This is a genomic window from Paenibacillus campi (assembly GCF_034659835.1).
Lineage (GTDB): Bacteria > Bacillota > Bacilli > Paenibacillales > Paenibacillaceae > Saccharibacillus > Saccharibacillus campi.
The window spans coordinates 962418-984423 of sequence record NZ_JAXSQZ010000001.1; the positions used below are offsets into that span (position 1 = coordinate 962418).

At 49.2% G+C, this 22006-nt stretch carries 19 protein-coding genes; all 19 read left to right on the top strand.

Going from position 1 to position 22006, the window contains the following annotated elements; genetic code table 11:
- Positions 1-32: 32 nt before the first annotated feature.
- The 19 genes from tsf (at position 33) to rpsO (ending at position 21884) form a co-directional block, all read left to right on the top strand.
- Entirely contained in the window at positions 33-683 is a 651-nt protein-coding gene (tsf, locus tag U1I11_RS03880; RefSeq protein WP_322903961.1) for a translation elongation factor Ts, read from the top strand.
- 199 nt (positions 684-882) lie between these two features.
- Positions 883-1611 (top strand): UMP kinase, encoded by a 729-nt coding sequence (gene pyrH / locus U1I11_RS03885; RefSeq protein WP_322903963.1) that lies wholly within the window; start codon positions 883-885, stop codon positions 1609-1611.
- The gene (gene frr / locus U1I11_RS03890) at positions 1611-2165 is read left to right on the top strand and encodes a ribosome recycling factor (RefSeq protein ID WP_322903965.1); all 555 of its coding nucleotides are present in this window, start codon (positions 1611-1613) and stop codon (positions 2163-2165) included. Before pyrH ends, frr begins: the two co-directional genes overlap by 1 nt.
- A 64-nt stretch (positions 2166-2229) precedes the next feature.
- The gene (locus U1I11_RS03895) at positions 2230-2994 is read left to right on the top strand and encodes an isoprenyl transferase (protein ID WP_322903967.1); all 765 of its coding nucleotides are present in this window, start codon (positions 2230-2232) and stop codon (positions 2992-2994) included.
- A gap of 51 nt (positions 2995-3045) precedes the next feature.
- The gene (locus tag U1I11_RS03900; RefSeq protein WP_322903969.1) at positions 3046-3849 is read left to right on the top strand and encodes a phosphatidate cytidylyltransferase; all 804 of its coding nucleotides are present in this window, start codon (positions 3046-3048) and stop codon (positions 3847-3849) included.
- Positions 3850-3886: 37 nt separating this feature from the next.
- Complete coding sequence (locus tag U1I11_RS03905) at positions 3887-5032, top strand: 1-deoxy-D-xylulose-5-phosphate reductoisomerase (RefSeq protein WP_322903970.1); 1146 nt, start codon at positions 3887-3889, stop codon at positions 5030-5032.
- Positions 5033-5208: 176 nt separating this feature from the next.
- Positions 5209-6486, top strand: a complete 1278-nt coding sequence (gene rseP, locus U1I11_RS03910; protein ID WP_322903972.1) for an RIP metalloprotease RseP — start codon at positions 5209-5211, stop codon at positions 6484-6486.
- Positions 6487-6741: 255 nt separating this feature from the next.
- Positions 6742-8199 carry a proline--tRNA ligase gene (gene proS / locus U1I11_RS03915; RefSeq protein WP_322903974.1) on the top strand — a complete coding sequence of 486 codons (1458 nt, stop codon included), beginning with the start codon at positions 6742-6744 and terminating at the stop codon, positions 8197-8199.
- Between the two features lie 303 nt (positions 8200-8502).
- A complete protein-coding gene (locus U1I11_RS03920) occupies positions 8503-12822 on the top strand; it encodes a PolC-type DNA polymerase III (RefSeq protein WP_322903976.1) in 4320 nt (1439 codons plus the stop codon).
- Between the two features lie 291 nt (positions 12823-13113).
- Complete coding sequence (gene rimP, locus U1I11_RS03925) at positions 13114-13575, top strand: ribosome maturation factor RimP (RefSeq protein ID WP_322903978.1); 462 nt, start codon at positions 13114-13116, stop codon at positions 13573-13575.
- A 35-nt stretch (positions 13576-13610) separates the two neighbouring features.
- Positions 13611-14711 (top strand): transcription termination factor NusA, encoded by a 1101-nt coding sequence (nusA, locus tag U1I11_RS03930; RefSeq protein ID WP_322903980.1) that lies wholly within the window; start codon positions 13611-13613, stop codon positions 14709-14711.
- Between the two features lie 135 nt (positions 14712-14846).
- Positions 14847-15155, top strand: coding sequence for an RNase P modulator RnpM (gene rnpM / locus U1I11_RS03935; RefSeq protein ID WP_322903982.1), 309 nt, complete (start codon positions 14847-14849; stop codon positions 15153-15155).
- Positions 15148-15489 (top strand): YlxQ family RNA-binding protein, encoded by a 342-nt coding sequence (locus U1I11_RS03940; protein WP_322903983.1) that lies wholly within the window; start codon positions 15148-15150, stop codon positions 15487-15489. The genes rnpM and U1I11_RS03940 overlap by 8 nt, the downstream gene beginning before the upstream one ends.
- The gene (gene infB / locus U1I11_RS03945; RefSeq protein ID WP_322903986.1) at positions 15464-18037 is read left to right on the top strand and encodes a translation initiation factor IF-2; all 2574 of its coding nucleotides are present in this window, start codon (positions 15464-15466) and stop codon (positions 18035-18037) included. The genes U1I11_RS03940 and infB overlap by 26 nt, the downstream gene beginning before the upstream one ends.
- A 14-nt stretch (positions 18038-18051) precedes the next feature.
- Entirely contained in the window at positions 18052-18414 is a 363-nt protein-coding gene (rbfA, locus tag U1I11_RS03950) for a 30S ribosome-binding factor RbfA (RefSeq protein ID WP_322903987.1), read from the top strand.
- An 18-nt stretch (positions 18415-18432) separates the two neighbouring features.
- Positions 18433-19410 (top strand): DHH family phosphoesterase, encoded by a 978-nt coding sequence (locus U1I11_RS03955; protein ID WP_322903988.1) that lies wholly within the window; start codon positions 18433-18435, stop codon positions 19408-19410.
- The gene (gene truB / locus U1I11_RS03960; protein ID WP_322903989.1) at positions 19407-20396 is read left to right on the top strand and encodes a tRNA pseudouridine(55) synthase TruB; all 990 of its coding nucleotides are present in this window, start codon (positions 19407-19409) and stop codon (positions 20394-20396) included. Before U1I11_RS03955 ends, truB begins: the two co-directional genes overlap by 4 nt.
- A 127-nt stretch (positions 20397-20523) precedes the next feature.
- Positions 20524-21462, top strand: coding sequence for a bifunctional riboflavin kinase/FAD synthetase (locus tag U1I11_RS03965; protein WP_322903990.1), 939 nt, complete (start codon positions 20524-20526; stop codon positions 21460-21462).
- A 152-nt stretch (positions 21463-21614) separates the two neighbouring features.
- Entirely contained in the window at positions 21615-21884 is a 270-nt protein-coding gene (gene rpsO, locus U1I11_RS03970; protein ID WP_322903991.1) for a 30S ribosomal protein S15, read from the top strand.
- Positions 21885-22006: the final 122 nt, after the last annotated feature.

Genomic DNA, 22006 nt, shown 5'->3' on the forward strand with positions numbered 1-22006 from the left:
CATTAATTCTCAACTATATGGAGGTTACACTAATGGCAGTTAACGCAAGCGCAGTAAAAGAGCTTCGTGAAAAAACAGGCGCAGGTATGCTGGATTGCAAAAAAGCGCTGGAAGAAACAAATGGCGATATCGCCAAAGCGATCGACGTACTTCGTGAAAAAGGTCTGTCCGCAGCAGCAAACAAAGCAGGTCGTGCAGCAACAGAAGGTACGGTTGAATCTTACATCCACGCTGGCGGTCGGATCGGCGTACTGGTAGAAATTAACTGCGAAACAGACTTCGTTGGTAAAACGGATCAGTTTAGAGACTTCGCACGCGATATCGCAATGCAAATCGCAGCAGCTAGCCCGCTGTACGTTCGTCGTGAAGAAGTTCCTGCTGAAGCGATCGAGAAAGAAAAAGAAATCCTGAAAGCTCAAGCACTGAACGAAGGCAAGCCTGAAAAAATCATCGAAAAAATGGTTGAAGGCCGCATCAACAAATACTACGAAGAATATTGCCTGCTTGAGCAATCTTTCGTTAAAGACCCAGACAAAACAATCAGCCAACTGCTGAACGAAAAAATCAGCACGATCGGTGAAAATATTTCGATCCGTCGTTTCGCTCGTTTCGAGCTGGGCGAAGGTTTGGAGAAAAAAGAAGATAACTTTGTTGAAGAAGTTATGGCACAGGTTAAACGCTAATCTTCAATCGTTGAAGATAACCATACCGGATTGCGATTCGGGAATACAAACAAGGGAGGGGACACAGACTGTGTTCCTTCTTTTGTAAAATCCTACAGAAAAATCGCAAAATAATGAGCATTTGTCGTTTGTCTATCGTTGGCGATGCTCGCTCATTCCGGTAAACCTAACTAAATTCACAAAGTGGAGGGTATGCATTTTGAACAAGCCTGTATTTAAAAGAGTAGTTCTGAAGGTCAGTGGTGAGTCGTTATCGGGCACAACGGGATACGGCATCGAAGCCGATATGATCTCGTCGATCGCTGAGCAAATTAAGGAAGTTGTCGAGCTGGGTGTGGAAGTTGCGGTCGTATGTGGCGGCGGGAACATTTGGCGCGGCATTGCAGGCAGCCAGAACGGGATCGACCGTGCCACGGCTGACTATATGGGCATGCTGGCTACAGTGATGAACTCACTGGCACTGCAGGATGCGCTAGAGCAGATCGAAGTGCCTACACGTGTACAGACTTCTATCGCAATGCAGCAGATTGCCGAGCCATACATTCGTCGTAGAGCGATTCGCCATCTGGAAAAGGGACGTGTTGTTATTTTTGCGGCAGGTACGGGCAATCCATTCTTCTCCACAGATACAACAGCAGCACTGCGTGCGGCTGAGATCGAAGCAGAAGTAATTTTGATGGCTAAAAACAAAGTAGACGGCGTGTATTCGGCTGATCCGTTCAAAGACCCGACTGCACAAAAATTCGAGCAATTGACCTACATGGAGGTACTGAACCAGAATCTGGGCGTGATGGATTCAACGGCATCCTCACTATGTATGGATAACAATATTCCATTGATTGTGTTTGCCATTACCGAGCAAGGCAACATCAAGCGCGTTGTGCTTGGTGAAAAAATCGGAACGATCGTTAAAGGGAGTGTAGATTAATGCCACAAGGGATCAAGAAAAGTGCAGAAGAACGTATGCAAAAAGCGATCCAAGCGCTAAGCCGTGACCTTGCAACATTGCGTGCAGGTCGTGCAACTCCATCCATTTTGGATCGTGTACAAGTAGAATATTACGGCGCGATGACGCCGATCAATCAGCTTGCTAACATCAGTACACCAGACCCACGTACATTGTTGCTGCAACCGTGGGACAAAACGTCGCTGAGCGATATCGAGCGTGCGATCATGAAATCTGACCTCGGTTTGACGCCTGCCAATGACGGCAACATTATCCGTCTATCGATTCCAGCGCTGACGGAAGAACGTCGTAGCGAACTCGTTAAACTGACCAAAAAATTTGGTGAAGAAGCGAAAGTAGCTATCCGTAACATTCGCCGTGATGCAAATGATGATATTAAAAAGCTTGAAAAAACAGATATCTCTGAAGATGAATCACATGGTCATCAGGAGGATGTACAGAAGCTGACCGACCGTTTCATCAAGGAAGTCGACAATGTACTTGCTGCGAAAGAAAAAGAGATCATGGAAGTGTAAGAGACTGGCGACCCCTCCAACCTGGTGGGGTTTGTCTCTTTTCACACCTTATGGAGGAAAAGCAATGTTCAAGCGTGTTCGCTCGTGGTTGGATAAAGATGAACAGGAGCAATCCAGCGAGCTATCGCCGGATAATATTCCAGAGCATATTGCCGTCATTATGGATGGAAATGGGCGCTGGGCCAAAAACTTCGGCATGCCGCGTGTGATTGGGCATCAGAACGGTATGAAGGCGGTCAAGCGTGCAACGATTGCGGCTGACGAGCTTGGTGTCAAATATTTGACGATGTACGCGTTTTCGACAGAAAACTGGAAGCGTCCGAAGGATGAAGTCGAATTTTTGATGAAGCTGCCCGCTGAATTTGTAGCAACCGAGCTGGATGAACTAGTAGAGAGAAATGTGCAGGTTCGCCTGATGGGTGATAAAAGCATACTGCCTACTTATACGCTGGAGCCGCTTGAAAAGGCTATCCGCGATACGAAGCACAACACCGGACTTGTACTTACATTTGCGCTGAATTACGGTAGCCGCATCGAAATTACTGAAGGCGTCAAAAAAGCGGTGCAGGCAGTGCAAGCAGGTTCGATGTCCATAGATGAGATCACACCTGAAACATTTGGCGGGATGCTGCAATCATCCGGTTTGCCTGATCCCGATTTGTTAATCCGTACTAGCGGAGAACTTAGACTTAGCAATTTTATGCTATGGCAACTGGCATACAGTGAGCTCTGGTTTACACCGATTTATTGGCCGGAGTTTGGCAAGGAGCATATGATTGAAGCAGTAGCGGAGTATCAGCGCAGAATACGCAGATATGGCGGCTTATAAGCCGTAACCCCGGTGAGGGTCGCCCATGTTGTTTCGGATGGAGGATAAATTGTGAAAGAGCGGATAATCACGGGGCTTTTAGCCGCAATCTTATATCTGGGATTTTGCCTGGCTGGAGGGTATGCGTATGAAGCCTTTCTCCTGGCGATGGCACTGGTCGGGTATTATGAGTTTGTAACGATGACAAAGGCGGCTCCGTTTGGAGCACCGGCGGTGATCGGTTACATTAGTGTCGCATATATGCTTTTTCCCTGGACACTAATGGGGCTGACACCGCCATTGTCTGTTGATCATATGATATGGATCGTGATGCTGTTGCTAATGGCGGTAACGGTCATTTCGAAAAATCGCCTCGATATTCAATTGATGGCGATGCTTTTTATCGGAGCCTTTTATGTTGGCATGGGCTTTACCTATATCGCGGATACGAGACAGGCGCCGGATGGACACGGATTGTTCTGGACATTTATGCTGTTATGTACGATTTGGGCAAGCGATATTGGAGCGTATTTTACAGGGAAAACGCTCGGCAGGCATAAGCTTTGGCCTTCGATCAGTCCGAATAAAACGATCGAAGGAGCGGTCGGCGGTATCTTTTTTGCGATGGTGGCGGCAGTTGTATTTTCGCTAGCATCTCCGACGCTGTTTCCGCTCTCCAACGCATTATGGATCGGTCTAGCGGCAGCGGTCGTCGGACAGATGGGCGATTTAATTCAATCGGCATATAAGCGCATATATGGCATTAAAGATTCGGGCAAAATTTTGCCAGGGCATGGCGGCATATTGGATCGGTGTGATAGCTGGCTGATGGTGTTTCCGTTTGTGCATATTCTGATGCTATTGCCATTTCAATAAATAGATCATATTACAGAAAGCGACGATGGAGGCAAGCATGAAAAAGATTGCAATTCTTGGTTCGACCGGTTCGATCGGTACACAAACGCTGGATGTCGTGCGTGCGCATCCGGAGCAATTTGCTGTGGAAGGCATTGCCGCAGGTAGCAATATCGAGCTTGTGACAGAGCAGGCGCTGGAATTCCGTCCGCGTATCGTTTCGGTCGCTACACGCCAGCTTGCCGAACAGCTTCGCTCCAGCTTGCCGCACGATATCGCCGTTCATTATGGTGACGAAGGGTTGATTGAGGTCGCTGCCGGTACGGATGCGGATACGGTCGTTACGGCAGTGATGGGCAGTATGGGCTTGCCATCGACACTTGCCGCTATCGATGCCGGCAAAACGATCGGGCTTGCCAACAAAGAAACGCTCGTTACAGCAGGGCATATCGTGACCGAACGTGCACGTCGTCAAGGCGTAGCGCTGCTGCCGATCGATAGTGAGCATTCGGCATTGTTCCAAGCGCTGAACGGTGAACCGCGCGAGCGTATTGCCGAGCTGACATTGACCGCTTCCGGCGGCTCGTTTCGCGATCGCACGCGCGCGCAATTACGCGATGTGACCGTAGCTGATGCACTGAAACATCCAAACTGGTCGATGGGCGCCAAAATTACGATCGATTCGGCAACGATGGCGAATAAAGGGCTGGAAGTGATTGAAGCGCACTGGTTGTTTACGATGCCGTATGAGCGCATTGCGGTTGTGCTGCACCCGGAGAGCATCATTCATTCCTATGTCGAGTTTGTCGATACGAGCATTATCGCACAGCTCGGCAATCCGGATATGCGTGTGCCGATCCAGTATGCGCTCACGTACCCGGATCGTCAGCCTTCGCCTTCCGCCAGATTGTCGCTCGCCCAAATTGGACAGCTTACATTCCGCGAAATGGATGAGCAGCGTTTCCCTTGTTTGCAGATGGCATTTGAAAGCGGACGCCTTGGCGGAACAGCACCAACCGTATTTAATGCAGCGAACGAAATCGCTGTCGCACGCTTTTTGAAAGGCGAAATTTCGTTTTTGACGATTGAAGACATTATTGCGGATGCGCTGGAACATCATGACACGATCGCGATGCCTGATCTGGAAACGATTCACGAAGTCGATCGTCTGACGAGAGCGCGTGCTACCAAAGCATTTGCCTGAACGATACCGGTCTTCTAAACGGCGAAAATGGTAGCAAAACAGAATATGGAAAAAATTTCATGATTCCGCGCTGTCGCTGCTTGTAACCGGACTTACAAAAGTGATAATCTAAGAACGTACAGACTATCCGGTCTTACAGACTTCGGTCGCAAGCATATGAAGGAGGATTTGGCAATTTGGAGACAATTCAAGTAATAATTATGACGGTACTTATGTTTTTCGTCATTGTCACGGTGCATGAATGGGGACATTATTTCTTTGCCAAACGTGCCGGGGTACTTGTACGCGAATTTGCAATCGGATTTGGACCTAAGCTGTTTTCATATAAAAAGGATGAGACGGTATTCACGCTGCGGCTGTTGCCTTTTGGCGGTTATGCCCGTATGGCAGGCGAAGACCCGGAACTGGCGGAAATTCAGCCTGGGCAGACGATCGCCGTACGTACAGTCGGTGAACAGGTCAAATCGATCTTTGTCGATCAGCTTGACAACCGTCGGAACGTCATTCGCGGTGAAGTACAGTCGATTGATTTGGTCGATGATCTGCGTATCGTTATGGATGTGGACGGTGAAGTGCAGACGTTCCCGGTACATCCGCAAGCGATGATGACGGTCAAAGGTCAGGAAATTCAAATTGCGCCGCGCAATCGTCATTTTAACAGCGCTTCAGTTGGGCATCGTGCATTGTCTATTTTTGCCGGGCCAGCGATGAACTTTATTCTCGCCTTTGTGTTATGTGTCGTGTTTGTACGCATGACTGGCGTACCGGTCGACAATCCGCAAGGTGTTGTGCTTGGACAAGTGACCGCAGCTTCGGCAGCACAGGCAGCTGGTTTGCAAAAAGGCGATATCGTCGAAAAGATTAACGGCGTTAGCATCGGTGGCGACTCCACCAAAATGATCAGCATGATCGAGCAGTCTCCAGGCAAAGCGATGCAATGGACGATCGATCGTAACGGTCAGCAGGAGACGATTACCGTCACACCAAAAGCTGATCCGAACAGCAACAATGTCGGTAAAGTCGGCGTGTCGGTAACGGCGCAAACGCGTCCGGCTGGTTTGGTGGAAACATTTACCCAGGCAGGACATCAATTTGTTGATATGAGTACCGCCATTTTGACTGGGTTGAAAAAGCTCGTCTTTGGTGAGTTCCATCTGAACGATCTTGCCGGGCCGGTCGGTACGGTTGATATGACCGCACAAGTAGCACGTCAAGGACTGGCGAGCATGATTTTGTGGACAGCATTAATTAGTACGAACCTCGGTATTTTTAACCTGTTGCCAATTCCGGCGCTGGATGGAAGCCGATTAATCTTTATTTTTGTGGAATGGATTCGTCGTAAACCGATTGAACCGAGCAAGGAAGGTCTTGTGCATGTGATCGGGTTTGCGATGCTGTTCCTGCTTATGATCGCGGTGACGTATAATGATATTGTGCGTCTGATCAAAGGGTAATGACCGGACAAATACGGCAGCCAGGCACAACGTGCAGCAGCATCAACGTTGGCCTGGCTGTTGTTTGGCTGGATGTATATCGTTCTTTTGCGCAACAGCTTCAACAAAAATGATGAATCATGCTACAATGGATGAACAAACAAGCACAGCTGCACGCTCGAAGCACACGTACTGCTGCGCTGCAATTACAGAGACACCGTGTATCACGGTTGTCGATTTTAATTACGGGTCACTTACGGGAGGATATCCACTTTTATGTCGAACGAAAAGCAGGACAAACAATTTGTAACCGAAATTACACCACAGAGCGAAGATTTCTCGCGCTGGTATATCGATGTGATCAAAAAAGCCGAGCTGATGGACTATTCACCAGTACGTGGCTGTATCGTATTCCGTCCAGACGGCTATGAAATTTGGGAGCATATTCAGCGCGATTTGGATCGTCGTTTCAAAGAAACCGGTCACCGTAATGCGTATTTCCCACTGTTCATTCCAGAAAGCTTTTTTGAAAAGGAAAAAGAACATGTTGAAGGGTTCAACCCGGAGCTGCCGTGGGTAACCGAAGCGGGCGGCGATCCGCTGGAAGAACGTCTGGCGATTCGTCCAACGTCGGAAACGATGTTCGGTCATATGTACTCCAAATGGATTCAGTCGTACCGTGATCTGCCGGTACTTATTAACCAATGGGCAAACGTCGTACGTTGGGAAAAACGTACATTGCCATTTCTGCGCACAAGCGAATTCCTGTGGCAAGAAGGTCACACCGCGCATGAGACAGCTGACGATGCGATGGAAGAAACGATGCGTATGTTAGATGTGTACACCGAGTTTGTGGAGCAGTTCCTGGCAATTCCGGTAATTAAGGGTCAAAAGAGCCCGTCCGAGAAATTTGCTGGCGCCAAAGCTACATATTCCATCGAGGCGATGATGAAGGATGGTCGTGCGGTACAAGCGGGTACGTCCCACTATATGGGTACTAACTTTGCCGAAGCGTTCGATATTCAGTTCCTTAGCCGCGACAATACACAGGAATATGCACATACAACATCTTGGGGCGTCAGCACACGTCTGATCGGTGCGCTCATTATGGTACACGGCGATGACCGCGGACTTGCATTGCCGCCAAAAGTAGCACCAAAACAAGTAATGATCATTCCGATCGGCCCGCCAAAAACTCGCGATCTAGTCGTTGGACGTGCGGATGAACTGTTTGCCGAGCTGAAAAAAGCTGGCGTTCGTGTCGGCATTGACGATCGTGCCGATGTGCGTCCAGGCTGGAAATTTAACGAATACGAAATGCGCGGCATTCCGGTTCGGCTCGAAGTCGGCCCACGCGATATCGAAAACGGTATTTGTGTACTCGTCTCCCGCATTACAGGTGAGAAAAAACAAGTACCACTGGACAATATCGTAGCGGAAGTACAAACGATGCTCGATCAAGTACAACAGGAAATGTACAACCGTGCGCTCGCATTCCGTGAGGAAAACATGCATGTCGTTGACACGCTGGACGAAATGAAGGCGATTATGGAAGAAAAACGCGGCTTTTTTATCGCCGGTTGGGATGGCACAGAGGAAACGGAGCGTCAGGTCAAAGAAGAAACCGGCGCAACGATCCGCAATATCCCGTTCAAGCTTGATGTGCACAAGGAAACTTGCCTCGTTACCGGTCAGCCGGCGAAGCATACGGTCGTATTTGCCCGCGCGTATTAATCGATGGGCTGGTGTTGATCGTTGTATAGGAATAGCTAAAATCGATCTTTTAATACGGATCGTGCAATGCAAATGTGCAAAAGATCGTCGATCATTCGTGGTAGCAAGTGGCGATCTTTTGCACATCATATATTAAGCAAACGAATCTTTGGATTGATATGTAAAATCAGCCTGATTGAGCGGTTAGAATCCGGCTATACAAGCAAGCAGAACTCAAGCAGGCAAGCTTCCGTCAAACGGAATGGACATCATGTCCGGTACCGAATGGTTAGGGGGCTTGTCGCTTTTTTGAAGGGGGACCTCATGAGCGCAAGCGGGGAAAGAAGACAACGTTTTGAGCTGCTGATGAAACAGGCGGAAGTGCCTGCCAGTCTGATGGAGCCCTATTTTGCGGATGGTGCGATTGAACAGGTCGAAGTTAGCCGCAGTAATAAGGAATGGAAGCTGATCATCGCTAAGGAGACGCTCGTACCGTCGGTGACGTACCGCACATTTTGTCGGCATATTCAGGACAAAATGGCGCATATCGCCAAAGTGCGGTTTCGTTTTCACTATAGCCAAACGATCGATCACGTGCAAATTGTCGAAGAATATTGGTCGCTGTTTCTGGAATGGGTACAGCGTGAAATTCCATCGGTTAACGGCTGGATGACCCGTGCCAAGTTTGCGCTGGCAGGGGATGTGCTGACACTGACGATGAGCGACAATATGGCGCTTGAGCTAGCTAAGAAAAAGCAGATCGATCAGGCGATCGTCAAATTTTACGACGATTATTTCAATATACAGCTTCGTATAAAAATTGAAGTGGGCGAAAGTTCTTCTGAAGATGTGCAAGCTTTTCACGAGAAACGCCGTCAGGAAGAATTGCAAGAAATTGAACGCTTGATGACGAGCATAGAATCCGAGCTGGAAGATGAAGTAGATGAAGATGGTGAGCCGGTTCGTTTGCAAGTCGGCTATGAGATTAAAGAACCTGCCGTACCGCTGCAACAGCTGCAAGATGAGGAAAAGAAAGTTATCGTGCAAGGTACGATTTTTGGACTGGACAGCAAAGAGCTGCGTAATGGCAGCACATTGTTTACATTTTTTATTACCGATTTTACCGATTCATTGCAAATGAAAATGTTTGCGAAAACGAAGGAAGATTTGAAAATTATGAGCCTGCTTGCCAATGGTAAATGGGTGAAAGCACGCGGACGGGTAGAATACGACCGCTTTATGCAAATTCCGGAGCTGGCGATGATTCCGTCCGATCTGTCCGAGATTAAAGCGCCACCTGGACGTAAAGATGATGCTGCCGAGAAACGGGTTGAATTTCATCTGCATACGACGATGAGCACGATGGACGCGGTAACAACGATTGATAAATATGTGAAAACGGCTGCCGACTGGGGACATACTGCGATTGCAGTGACCGATCATGGCGGTGTGCAATGCTTCCCTGAAGCTGCCAAAGCCGCGAAAAAGCACGGCATTAAGCTCATTTACGGATTGGAAGCGAACGTAGTGAACGATTCGACTGCGATCGTATTGGAGCCACAGCCATTGGATTTGAAAACAGCGACTTACATCGTATTCGATATCGAGACGACCGGTTTGTCGATCACGCAAAATAAAATTATCGAGATTGCAGCGGTCAAAATGGTCGATGGCAAAGAGCTTGACCGTTATGCGACCTTTGTCGATCCACATGAGCGCATTCCATACAATATCCAGCAATTGACTAATATTACCGATGAGATGGTGCGCGGTGCGCCGGAGATCGATCAGGTGATTCGTGAGTTTGTGCAGTTTGCTGGTGACGGCATATTGGTCGCACACAATGCGCGTTTTGATATCGGTTTTATTCAAGCTACGCTGAAAAATCATCATTTGCCAGAGCTGACTAATCCGGTGTTGGATACGCTGGAGCTGGCGCGTCTGCTCCATCCAACGCTCAAAAACCATCGTCTGAACACGCTTGCCGCCAAATATAAAGTGGCGCTGGAAAGCCATCACCGTGCGATTGACGATACGATTGCACTCGGCGGCATATTGTTCGGCTTGCTGAAAGATGCTGAGCAAGAGCGTCGTTTGACCCGCTTGGATCGGCTGAATGATTTTGTCGGTCAAGATTTGTCCAATGCGCGTCCATTCCATTGTACATTGTATGCGCTCAATGAACAGGGCAAGAAAAATCTGTTCAAGCTCGTCTCGCTGTCCCATACCGAATATTTCAAACGGGTACCGCGCATACCGAAGTCGGTATTAAGTCAGTATCGCGAAGGTTTGGTCATTATGTCAGGCTGTGAAAAAGGCGAATTTTTTGAAACGGTGCTGAACAAAACGGTGGAAGAAGCGGAAGAAATTGCGCAATATTACGATGTGCTGGAAATTCAGCCGCTGACGATGTATATGCATCTGGTTGACAAAGGTCTCGTCGGCACGCCGCGTGAACTGGAAATCGCCGTGCAAAAAATCGTCGATCTGGGCATGAAACTGGACAAGCCGGTCGTAGCGACAGGTAATGTGCATTATTTGGAGCCACGTGAGAAAATTTTCCGCGATATTACGATCAACGGTATTACCGGCTTTAGCCCGCTCAAAGATCAGCGTAAACCGGATGCCCATTTGCGTACAACGACCGAGATGCTGGATGAGTTCAAATTTCTCGGCGAGGACAAAGCGTATGAAGTCGTCGTGACCAATACGCAAGCGCTGGCGGAACGGTTTGAAGTGTATCCGCTGTTCCCGGACAAGCTGTTTACGCCGAATTTAGAAGGGGCGGATGAGGAAATTCGCAACACCTGTTATGCGACAGCGCGTTCGATTTACGGTGAGGAACTGCCGGAAGTCGTCGTGGCACGCCTGGAAAAAGAATTGGAGCCGATTATCAAATACGGCTTCTCTGCCAACTATCTTATTTCCGAAAAGCTGGTGAAAAAGTCCAACGAAGACGGTTATTTGGTCGGCTCGCGTGGTTCGGTCGGTTCGTCGATCGTCGCGACATTTCTCGGCATTTCCGAAGTAAATCCGCTACCTGCGCATTACATTTGCATCAATTCGGACTGCCGACATAGCGAATGGTTTCTCGATGGCAGCGTGCCGAGTGGATTCGATTTGCCGGAGAAGGAGTGCCCGAATTGCGGTGGTCGTTTGAAAGGGGAAGGGCAAGATATTCCGTTTGAGACCTTTCTCGGCTTTAAAGGCGACAAAGTTCCCGATATCGACTTAAACTTTTCCGGCGATTACCAGCCGATCGCGCACAATTATACAAAAATACTGTTTGGTGAGAAAAACGTATTCCGCGCCGGCACAATCGGTACGGTCGCGGAAAAAACCGCCTACGGTTTTGCCAAAAAATATGAAGAACTGCATCAGAAAAAATGGCGTGGCGCTGAGCTGAGTCGGCTTGCGTCCGGCTGTACAGGTGTTAAACGCAGCACCGGTCAGCATCCCGGCGGGATCGTCGTCGTGCCGGATTATATCGATGTGGAAGATGTTACACCAGTGCAATATCCGGCAGATGATACGAGTGCCGAGTGGAAAACGACCCATTTTGATTATCATGCCTTTGAAGCGAATTTGCTCAAGCTTGATATTCTGGGGCATGATGATCCGACGATGATGCGGATGCTGCAAGATTTGACCGGCGTCGATCCGACGACGATTCCGATGAATGATCCGAAAGTGATGAGCATGTTTAACTCGACCGATGCGCTTGGCGTCGCTCCGCATCAATTGCGCAGCCCGGTCGCTACGTATGGTGTACCGGAGATGGGCACAAAGTTTGTGCGTCAAATGCTGGTGGAATCACAGCCGTCGAGCTTTGCCGATTTGCTGCAAATTTCCGGTTTGTCTCACGGTACCGGCGTATGGCTCGGTAATGCGCAAGAATTGATCAAAAATGGCACTTGCTCGATCAAAACGGTTATCGGCTGTCGTGACGATATTATGTTGTTCCTCATTTACAAAGCGGGGATGGATGCAAGTTTGGCGTTTAAAATTACGGAAAGTGTGCGTAAAGGTAAAGGTTTGACACCGGAATGGATCGATGAGATGAAAAAATGCAAAGTGCCGCAATGGTATATTGACTCCTGTCTCAAAATTCAGTACATGTTCCCGAAAGCGCACGCCTCTGCCTACGTGATCTCGGCGGTGCGTACCGCTTACTTTAAGCTGTATCATCCGATCGAATATTATGCGACGTATTTTACCGTGCGTGCTGAAGATTTTGATATCGATTTATGCTGTCAAGGCTATGAAGCGATCTATCGCAAAATCGAGGAGATCGAGCAGCTTGGGTTCCAGGCATCACCGAAGGAAAAAGCGATGTTGTCCATTTTGGAAATGGCGCTGGAAATGACGGCGCGCGGCTTTACGTTTAAGCCGCTTGATCTGTATCGTTCACATGCAACTTCATTTACGGTAGATGGCAACAGTCTAATTCCTCCATTTTCGGCGGTGCAAGGGATTGGCGATAATGCGGCGCGCAACATTGCCGCTTCCCGCGAACTGGGCGAGTTTCTATCGATCGAAGATTTCCAGCAAAAGTCGAAGGCGAGTAAGACGATTGTCGAGCTGATGACCCAGATGGGCTGCTTCCGCGGCTTGCCGGAAAGCAATCAATTGTCACTGTTTTGATCGGGGTTGTTATGGGCAAGTAGTCAAGGCGTATTACTTGTCACCACTACGGGATTATGGTATAATTCCAAGGAGTGAGAAAAGAAATAACGATCCGGTAAAGAGTGGGGAAACCCACTCTTTACTGTTTGGTATGAGGCTGCCAGCCGCCTATTCACATGAAATTGCCCTGCACAAGATCGAACCGAGCGTTATGTCTGGTTCGATTTTCTTTAAGCTGGGCATCCGATTAGAGTGGGGCGAGGTGGCTGCCAGCCAAAAGGATACTACGTTGATGGAGGGTTGGATTGTTTGAGCACACCAAAGATTAAAGCGACCGTCGAGGAAATGGTACAGCCATTTTTGGAGGAGCATGGATTTGAGCTGGTCGATGTGGAATACGTAAAAGAAGGCAAAAACTGGTTTCTTCGCGTATTCGTAGATAAAGAAGGCGGCATCGATATCGATGACTGTGGCCGTGTGAGTGAATATATGAGCGAACAACTCGATAAACACGATCCGATCAAGGACCCTTATTTTCTGGAAGTGTCCTCCCCAGGAGCCGAACGTCCGCTCAAAAAAGAAGCGGACGTGCAAAAGGCAGTCGGCAAAGATGTATTTGTAACGACCTATGAGCCGGTGGACGGAGCGAAGGAATTTGAAGGACGACTGCTTTCATTTGAAGCAGATGAGCTGTTGATCGAAGCGGGTAAAAAACGCTATACGGTTCCATATGCCAAAGTCGCCAGCGCCAGACTGGCAATCATTTTTTAAAACGGTGGTTTTTTGAAAGGGGGAGTTTGAGAGCTATGAGTATGGATTTTATCGAGGCAATGAATGAGCTGGAACGTGAAAAGGGAATTAGCAAAGACGTGCTGTTTGAGGCGATCGAAGCTGCCCTAATTTCCAGCTATAAGCGTAATTTCAATACCGCACAAAATGTGCGTGTAGACATGAACCGCAATACCGGTGCAATCAAAGTATTTGCCCGCAAGATGATCGTTGAGGAAGTGCTCGACGAGCGTACCGAAATTTCGCTGGGCGATGCGCGCGACAACATCAACCCGCATTTTCAGCTGGAAGATGTGGCTGAAATTGAAGTGACGCCACGCGACTTCGGTCGGATTGCCGCTCAGACAGCCAAGCAAGTTGTGACGCAGCGTATTCGTGAAGCCGAACGTGGGCTGATCTACAATGCGTTTATCGATAAAGAAGAAGACATCGTAACCGGTATCGTGCAGCGTCAAGATACACGCAACATTTATGTTGATCTCGGTAAAGTCGAAGCGGTATTGCCGCTAACCGAACTGATGCCTAACGAAAAATTCACGATGAACGAGCGTATCAAAGCGTACATCACCAAAGTGGAAAACACGACCAAAGGCCCGCAAATCGTGCTGTCACGTACGCATCCGGGTTTGCTCAAGCGTCTGTTTGAGCTGGAAGTGCCGGAAATTTTTGACGGTGTTGTGGAGATTCGTTCGGTTGCACGTGAAGCTGGCTTCCGTTCCAAAATCGCCGTTTATTCCCGTAATCCAGAAGTTGATCCGGTCGGCTCCTGCGTCGGTCCACGCGGTTTGCGTGTACAAACAATCGTAGGCGAGCTGCGCGGTGAGAAAATCGATATCGTGCGTTATTCCGAAAGTGTGGAGGAATACGTAGCCAATGCACTTAGCCCATCCAAAGTACTGGAAGTGCAAGTGTTTGAAGAAGAAAAAATGGCACGTGTAATCGTGCCGGATTACCAGCTATCGCTTGCGATTGGCATCAAAGGTCAAAATGCCCGGCTGGCTGCTAAGCTGACCGGCTGGAAAATCGACATTAAAAGTGAAACACAGGCAGAGGAAGAATTTGGACGTCCAAAAGAAATGGGCGAAGAAATGCATCAAGATTCCGTATCGGTCGACTAAACCTTCCCGTTTTCTGCCTGACTGGATGCTTCGGTTTGTTCTCCTTATTGCGGTATGCCGCGCGCAGATCGCAGCGCATAAACGGATGAATAGTGTTGCCGAAGTTCCATACGTTTGAAAGGGGTTGGTTATCAAATGAAGACGAAAAAGATACCGCTGCGCAAATGTGTCGCTTGCCAGCAAATGATGCCGAAAAAAAGCCTGGTTCGAATCGTGCGTACGCCGGATGAGAACGTTGAGATTGATTTGACCGGTAAAAAATCGGGCCGGGGAGCTTATGTATGTGCAACACAGGCATGTTTCCAGCTCGCACAAAAGAGCCGCGCGTTTGATCGCGCGCTCAAAGTGTCGGTAAGCCCGGACATTTATACACGGCTTGCCGGTGAACTGGGCAGTGTGAAGCAACCAATAAGTTCAGTGCAGGAGAGAGACGCTAATGAATAACGAACTATCCCTACTCGGACTTGCCATGCGTGCCGGAAAAGTATTGTCCGGGGACGAATTGGTGCTAAAAGCGATCCGTTCCCGCGAAGCTGCGCTCGTCATTTTGGCTGGTGATGCTTCCGCCAATACGCAGAAGAAATTCCGCGATAAGTGTAGCAGTTATGCCATTCCGCTGCTGATCGGTTACGACCGTGATCAGCTGGGCACCAGCATTGGAAAGGAAGGTCGCGTCATTATTGCGCTGACCGATCAAGGGTTCGCAGGGCTTCTCCGGAAACGAATAGGGGATTCGTCGGAGGTGGAATATATTGAGTACACAGGAGCAGAAGGATAAACGTAGAGTTTACGAATATGCCAAATCTCTCAATATGAGTAGCAAGGAAATCATTACGATCTTGCAAAAACTGAATGTGCCGGTCAACAATCATATGAGTGTTATGGAAGATGGCGCAATCGCCAAAGTGGAACAATTTTTTAACCATATTAAATCAAATGCCGCTGACAAACAGGACGGCATAGGCAAGACTGCGGAATCGACGCAGGAAAAAAATAGACAGGAAAAGCAGGTAGGTATGGATATAAAAACTCAGAACAACTCAAACAACGGGAATAACAGGTCCCAAAGCGGTTCTAGCAACCGCTCTAACTCGTCGGCAGGTCAAAATGGTAACCGTAGTGGACAAGGTTCCACTTCGCAAGGTAACCGCAGCAATTCACAAAGTTCCGGTTCACAGGGCGGCAACCGTTCGCAAAGCTCCAATTCGCAAGGTGGAAACCGTCAGCCAAGCACTGCATCACGTCCACAAAGCGGTTCGACTCCAAATCGCCAGCCTTCCGGCTCGGTGAGAACATCCCAAGGTGGAGATTCCTCCGGCGGCAACCGCAGCGGCGGTACGAACAGCAGTCGTGGCGGTACGGGCAGCGGCGGTAACAATAGCAACCGTGGTGGCAATAGCGGCGGTGGCGGTAATCGCGGCAATAGTAACAATCGCGGTAGTAACGGCGGTAGTAACCGCTTTGATAACAACCGTGGCGGTGGCGGTAATCGTAACAGTCGTGGCGGCGGCAAAGGTCGCGGTGGCAGAAACTTTAACAACAATCAGCCTCCACGCGAGAAAATTGACAACACACCGAAAAAGATCATCGTGCGCGGTGAGATGACGGTTGGTGAAACCGCCAAATTGCTGCACAAAGATGCTTCCGAAGTGATCAAAAAGCTAATTAGTAGCGGTGTGATGGCGACGATCAACCAGGAGCTTGATCTGGATACGATCCAACTGATCGCTGATGATTACGGTGTAGAAGTGGAAATCAAAATTCCGGTCGAAGAAGATCGTTTTGAAACGGTTGAAGAAACCGATGATGAAGCCGATCTGCAAACACGTCCACCAGTCGTTACGATCATGGGTCACGTTGACCACGGTAAAACGACATTGCTGGATGCGATTCGCTCGACTAACGTAACCGGCGGCGAAGCAGGCGGTATTACCCAGCATATCGGTGCATACCAGATCGAAATTAACAAAAAGAAAATTACGTTCCTTGATACACCGGGTCACGAAGCGTTTACCGCTATGCGTGCGCGCGGTGCACAAGTAACCGATATGACAATTATCGTTGTAGCAGCGGACGATGGTGTAATGCCACAAACGGTCGAGGCGATCAACCACGCGAAAGCGGCAGGTTTGCCGATTATCGTCGCTGTTAACAAAATCGACAAACCGGGTGCAAATCCGGATAAAGTCAAACAAGAGCTGACCGAGTATGAACTCGTACCGGAAGAATGGGGCGGCGATACGATCTTCGTTAACGTATCCGCTAAACAACGTATCGGTCTCGAAGACTTGCTGGAAATGATTCTGCTCGTCGCTGAAGTGAACGACTACAAAGCGAATCCGGACAAACGCGCTCGTGGTACGGTAATCGAGGCGGAGCTGGACAAAGGTCGTGGTCCTGTCGCTCGTATTCTCGTGCAGCATGGTACGCTCAAAGTCGGTGACGCATTTGTTGCCGGTAACTGCTTCGGACGTATTCGTGCGATGGTCAATGATAAAGGACGCCGCCTCAAAGAAGCTGGACCTTCGACACCGGTGGAAATTACCGGTCTGACCGAAGTTCCGCAAGCAGGCGATCCGTTCCTCGTGTTTGAAGATGAGCGTAAAGCTCGTGCAATTGCCGACAGACGTGCAATTACACATCGTCAATCCGAGCTGGGTGCCAATACCCGCGTAACGCTGGACGATCTGTTCCAGCACATCAAAGACGGCGAGATCAAAGACTTGAACGTTATTATTAAAGGTGACGTACAAGGTTCTGTTGAAGCGTTGAAAGGCTCGCTTGAAAAGATCGAGGTGGAAGGCGTCCGCGTCAAAATTATCCATCGCGGCGTAGGTGCGATTAACGAATCCGATATTATTTTGGCAGCTGCTTCCAATGCGATCGTCATCGGCTTTAACGTTCGTCCGGATGTACAGGCAAAACAAACTTCTGAGCAGGAGCAAGTAGACATCCGTCTGCACCGCGTCATTTACAACGCGATCGAGGAAATCGAGCAGGCGATGAAAGGGATGCTTGATCCGGAATACAAGGAAGTTGTTATTGGACATGCTGAAGTCCGTAACACGTTCAAAATTAGCCGTGTAGGTACAATCGCAGGCTGTATGGTAACATCCGGCAAAATCACACGCTCTGCTGAAGCGCGTCTGATCCGTGAAGGTATCGTTATTTTTGAAGGCAAGATCGATTCCCTCAAACGCTTCAAAGATGATGCCAAAGAAGTGGCGCAAGGCTATGAGTGCGGTATCACGCTAGTTGGCTACAATGATATGAAGGAAAACGACATCATCGAAGCCTTCATTATGGAAGCTGTAGAGCGCAAATAACGAGGTGAAAAACAATGGCTAAGATCAGAACCGGACGGGTAGGCGAACAGATCAAAAAAGAGCTGAGCTTGCTCATCCAAAATGAACTTAAAGACCCACGTATCGGTTTCGTGACCGTTACCGGTGTGGATGTAACAAATGACCTGTCACAAGCTGAGGTATACTTGAGCGTGCTAGGTGATGAAGAACAAAAAACAGGTTCACTCAAAGGGATTGAAAAAGCAAGCGGATTTTTGCGCTCCGAGCTCGGCAAGCGCATCCGATTGCGTCATACGCCTGAACTGTTGTTCAAGATTGACGAATCGATTGCTTACGGCAACCGGATCGATCAACTGATTAACCAGATTCATCGTGAAGATTCCGACAAAAACGAGTAAGCCTTAAAGGAGACGGCAATGCAGACCTATGAACAGGCGCTTCTGGATGCAAAAGCATTTATAGAGGAGCATGATAATTTTCTGGTGGTTTCGCATATTCAGCCGGACGGAGACGCAGTCAGTTCCACGGTAGCCGTGGGCTGGCTGCTGTCTTGTCTCGGCAAGCAATTTACACTCGTAAACGAAGGCCCCATTCCGAAGCGGATGAGCTATCTTACGCTATCCGGCGACATTATTAATATGGTGGAAGATGGCGGCAAGCGTCAATATGAATACGTAATCTGTGTCGACTGTGCGGATTTCAAACGTGTCGGTCTCGTCAAAGACTGGATGTCCGAAACGGCAGCGATTTTGAATATCGATCATCATCCAACCAATGACCGCTATGGTGCGGTAAATGTGGTGAAAGACGATGCAGCAGCGACTGCGGAAGTGTTGTATGACTGGATCAATCGGTTTGACGTGAACTGGACGTGTGCAGCGGCGGAAGCGATCTATACCGGTCTATTAACCGATACAGGCGGGTTCCGTTATTCAAGCACATCGCCAAAGGTGATGGAAATTTCCTCACGTTTGCTGGAACTGGGCGTGAACGGGCCTGAGCTGGCGGAAACGCTGCTGGAAGAAGTAACATTGCCGCAAGTGAAAGTGCTGGCGCTCGCATTGTCCACGCTAGAGCTGGAAGCCGCAGGCAAAATCGCCCATGTATACGTCACACCCGAGCATATGATTCAAACCGCAGCGGAAAATGAAGACCTGGAAGGCATTGTTAATTATCCGCGCAATATTCAAGGCGTGGAGGTCGGTATCTTTTTCAAAGTGATCGACGACAATGCGGTCAAAGCAAGCCTTCGTTCTGCAGGACGCATTGATGTTGCCGCCGTTGCCCAGCATTTTGGTGGCGGCGGACATATCAAAGCGGCAGGCTGTCGTCTGGAAGGCAGTCTGGCAGAGGTAAAACAACAAGTCGTGTCGTATATAAAGGAGCTTTTATGAACGAATTTGACGGTGTGCTGGCGGTACATAAGCCAGCAGGCTTCACTTCCCACGATGTAGTTGCCAAAATCCGGCGCATCGTGCGGATGAAGCGGATTGGGCATACCGGTACGCTTGATCCGGCGGTTACTGGTGTGCTGCCGCTTTGTTTAGGTCGCTCCACACGCATCGTGGAATATTTACAAGAAATGCCGAAGGAATATGTCGCTGTGCTGCGTTTTGGCATTGCGACCGATACCGAGGATTTGACTGGCGAGGTGACCGAGCAGATCGAGCGCGCCGACATTGCACGTGAGCAGGTGGAAATGGTACTACGCACGATGACCGGAACGATCTCACAAGTGCCGCCGATGTATTCGGCAGTCAAAGTAGATGGTAAACGTCTGTATGAGCTAGCGCGTGAAGGCAAAACAGTAGAGCGCAAAGCGCGTGAAGTGACGATTCATGAGCTGGAAATGAGTGGCTGGAAGCCTGGCGATCATCCGGAAGTGACATTTCGGGTGCTCTGCTCCAAAGGAACGTATATCCGTACATTGTGCGTCGATATCGGGCGTGCGCTAGGCGTGCCATCGACGATGGTACAACTCGTGCGTACTGAATCGGCAGGTATCCGTCTGCAACAATGCCTGACATTTGAGCAAATCGAGCAACTAGTCGAACAGGGCGAGCTGGAAGCACATCTGCTTCCAGCAGATCAAGCGATGTCGAATATGCCTTCTTTTACCGTCGATGCCGCAGTGTACAAACATACGCTGCAAGGCAAATCTATCGATAGCAAGTGTATTCGTCCATACATCGCTTCCAGGGACGCTATAACAGCGGATACGCTGTCTGCATCTACCACTGCTCCAGAGCGTGCTGAACAGGCTACAGCCGATGCAGAGAAGCTTTTGAAACTGTACGCACCTGAAGGTGAGTTTATCGGGATTTTCCGTCATGACGAACAGAGCGAACGGATCGTGCCTGTAAAGGTGTTTTTGCCGTAATCATAGTGAAATGCAGGCAATTGAGCTAATGTACATGTATAGGCAGCGACGGCAACAGTCTGCACATTGTCAAAGCGTGCGGACTGCCATGTATGAATCCATTTGTAGAAATGCGGGTGATATCACAGTGAACATCGTAAGATTGGCTTATCCTTGGCTGGAAAACGGCATACAAAGCGAGGCAAACCCGCAGGTGATGGTCATCGGGCAATTTGACGGCGTTCATCTCGGTCATACTAGTGTGATCGATTATGGCATTCGTCTGGCACGGCGTCTTGGCATTGCCGCAGCGGTAATGACCTTTGATCCGAATCCGAAGGAAGTGTTAGGCAAGGGAGATTATGAAGGCTATTTGACGCCGCTTTCGATCAAGGAAGAAATTTTGCGCGGAATGGGCGTCGACACGCTGTATGTGGCGGAATTTAATCATGCTTTTGCAGCGGTTACACCGGAGCAATTTTATGAACAGATGTTAGTGCCACTGCATGTACATACAGTGGTCGTCGGCTTTGACTTTCATTTTGGACATCGCGGTGCAGGTACGCCGGAATTGCTCCGTCAGCTTGGGCGCGATACACTGTTGGTGGAGACGGTTCCCGCTTTTAGGCAAGGGGACAAAAAGGTCAGCAGTTCAGCGATTCGTGCAGCGCTACGTGAAGGCGCTGTGGCGCATGCGGCAGAGCTGCTCGGCAGACCGTATCAAATTCGCGGTACCGTCATCGACGGTGACAAACGCGGACGCACGATCGGCTTCCCGACCGCCAATCTGGAACTGAACGAACGTTATGTCGTGCCACGTCCAGGCGTATATGCCGTCCGTGTGCTCGCAGCAGGCGTCTGGCGCGCCGGTGTGATGAATATCGGCTTTAAACCGACATTCCAGACCGGTGAGACCCGACCGAGCTTTGAAGCACATATACTGGACTTTCAAGGTGATCTGTACGGTCAGCAGCTAGCGGTGGAGTTGATCGACTACATTAGAGCAGAGCGGAAATTTGGCTCGATCGATGAACTGGTGGCACAGATTACGCGTGATGCCGAAGCGGCACGGCAAATTCTTTTATAATGGCATTGCTATTTGACATTTAGCTGTGCTATACTGATCAACGTTGCTGTTTCGTAGGATCGGCAATGCAACCTTAGCTTGGTTACACGAGTTTCACCGCCGGTAACGAGGCTAACGGTTATTTTAATGAAACTATTAAGGAGGTGAATAGGATGGCACTTACTCAAGAACGCAAGCATCAACTGATCGAGGAGTACAGAACTCACGAGTCCGATACAGGGTCTCCAGAGGTACAAATCGCTATCCTGACTGAAAACATCGTGAACCTGCAGGATCATTTCCGCAGCCACAAAAAGGATCATCATTCCCGTCGTGGTCTGCTCAAAATGGTAGGTCAACGTCGTAAGCTTCTCGCTTACCTCAAGAAAACCGATGTTAGCCGTTACGGTGCGCTGATCGAAAGACTCGGTCTGCGTCGCTAAAACTAAAATGCAATTCCAAAGCAGCCTGGTTGTTCAGCCGTATGGTCTTTTCGGAGCCAACGGCGGCGGCCGGGTTGCTTTTTGTAAGTACACATATTTTTCGCTTTTCATTTTCGGCAGGG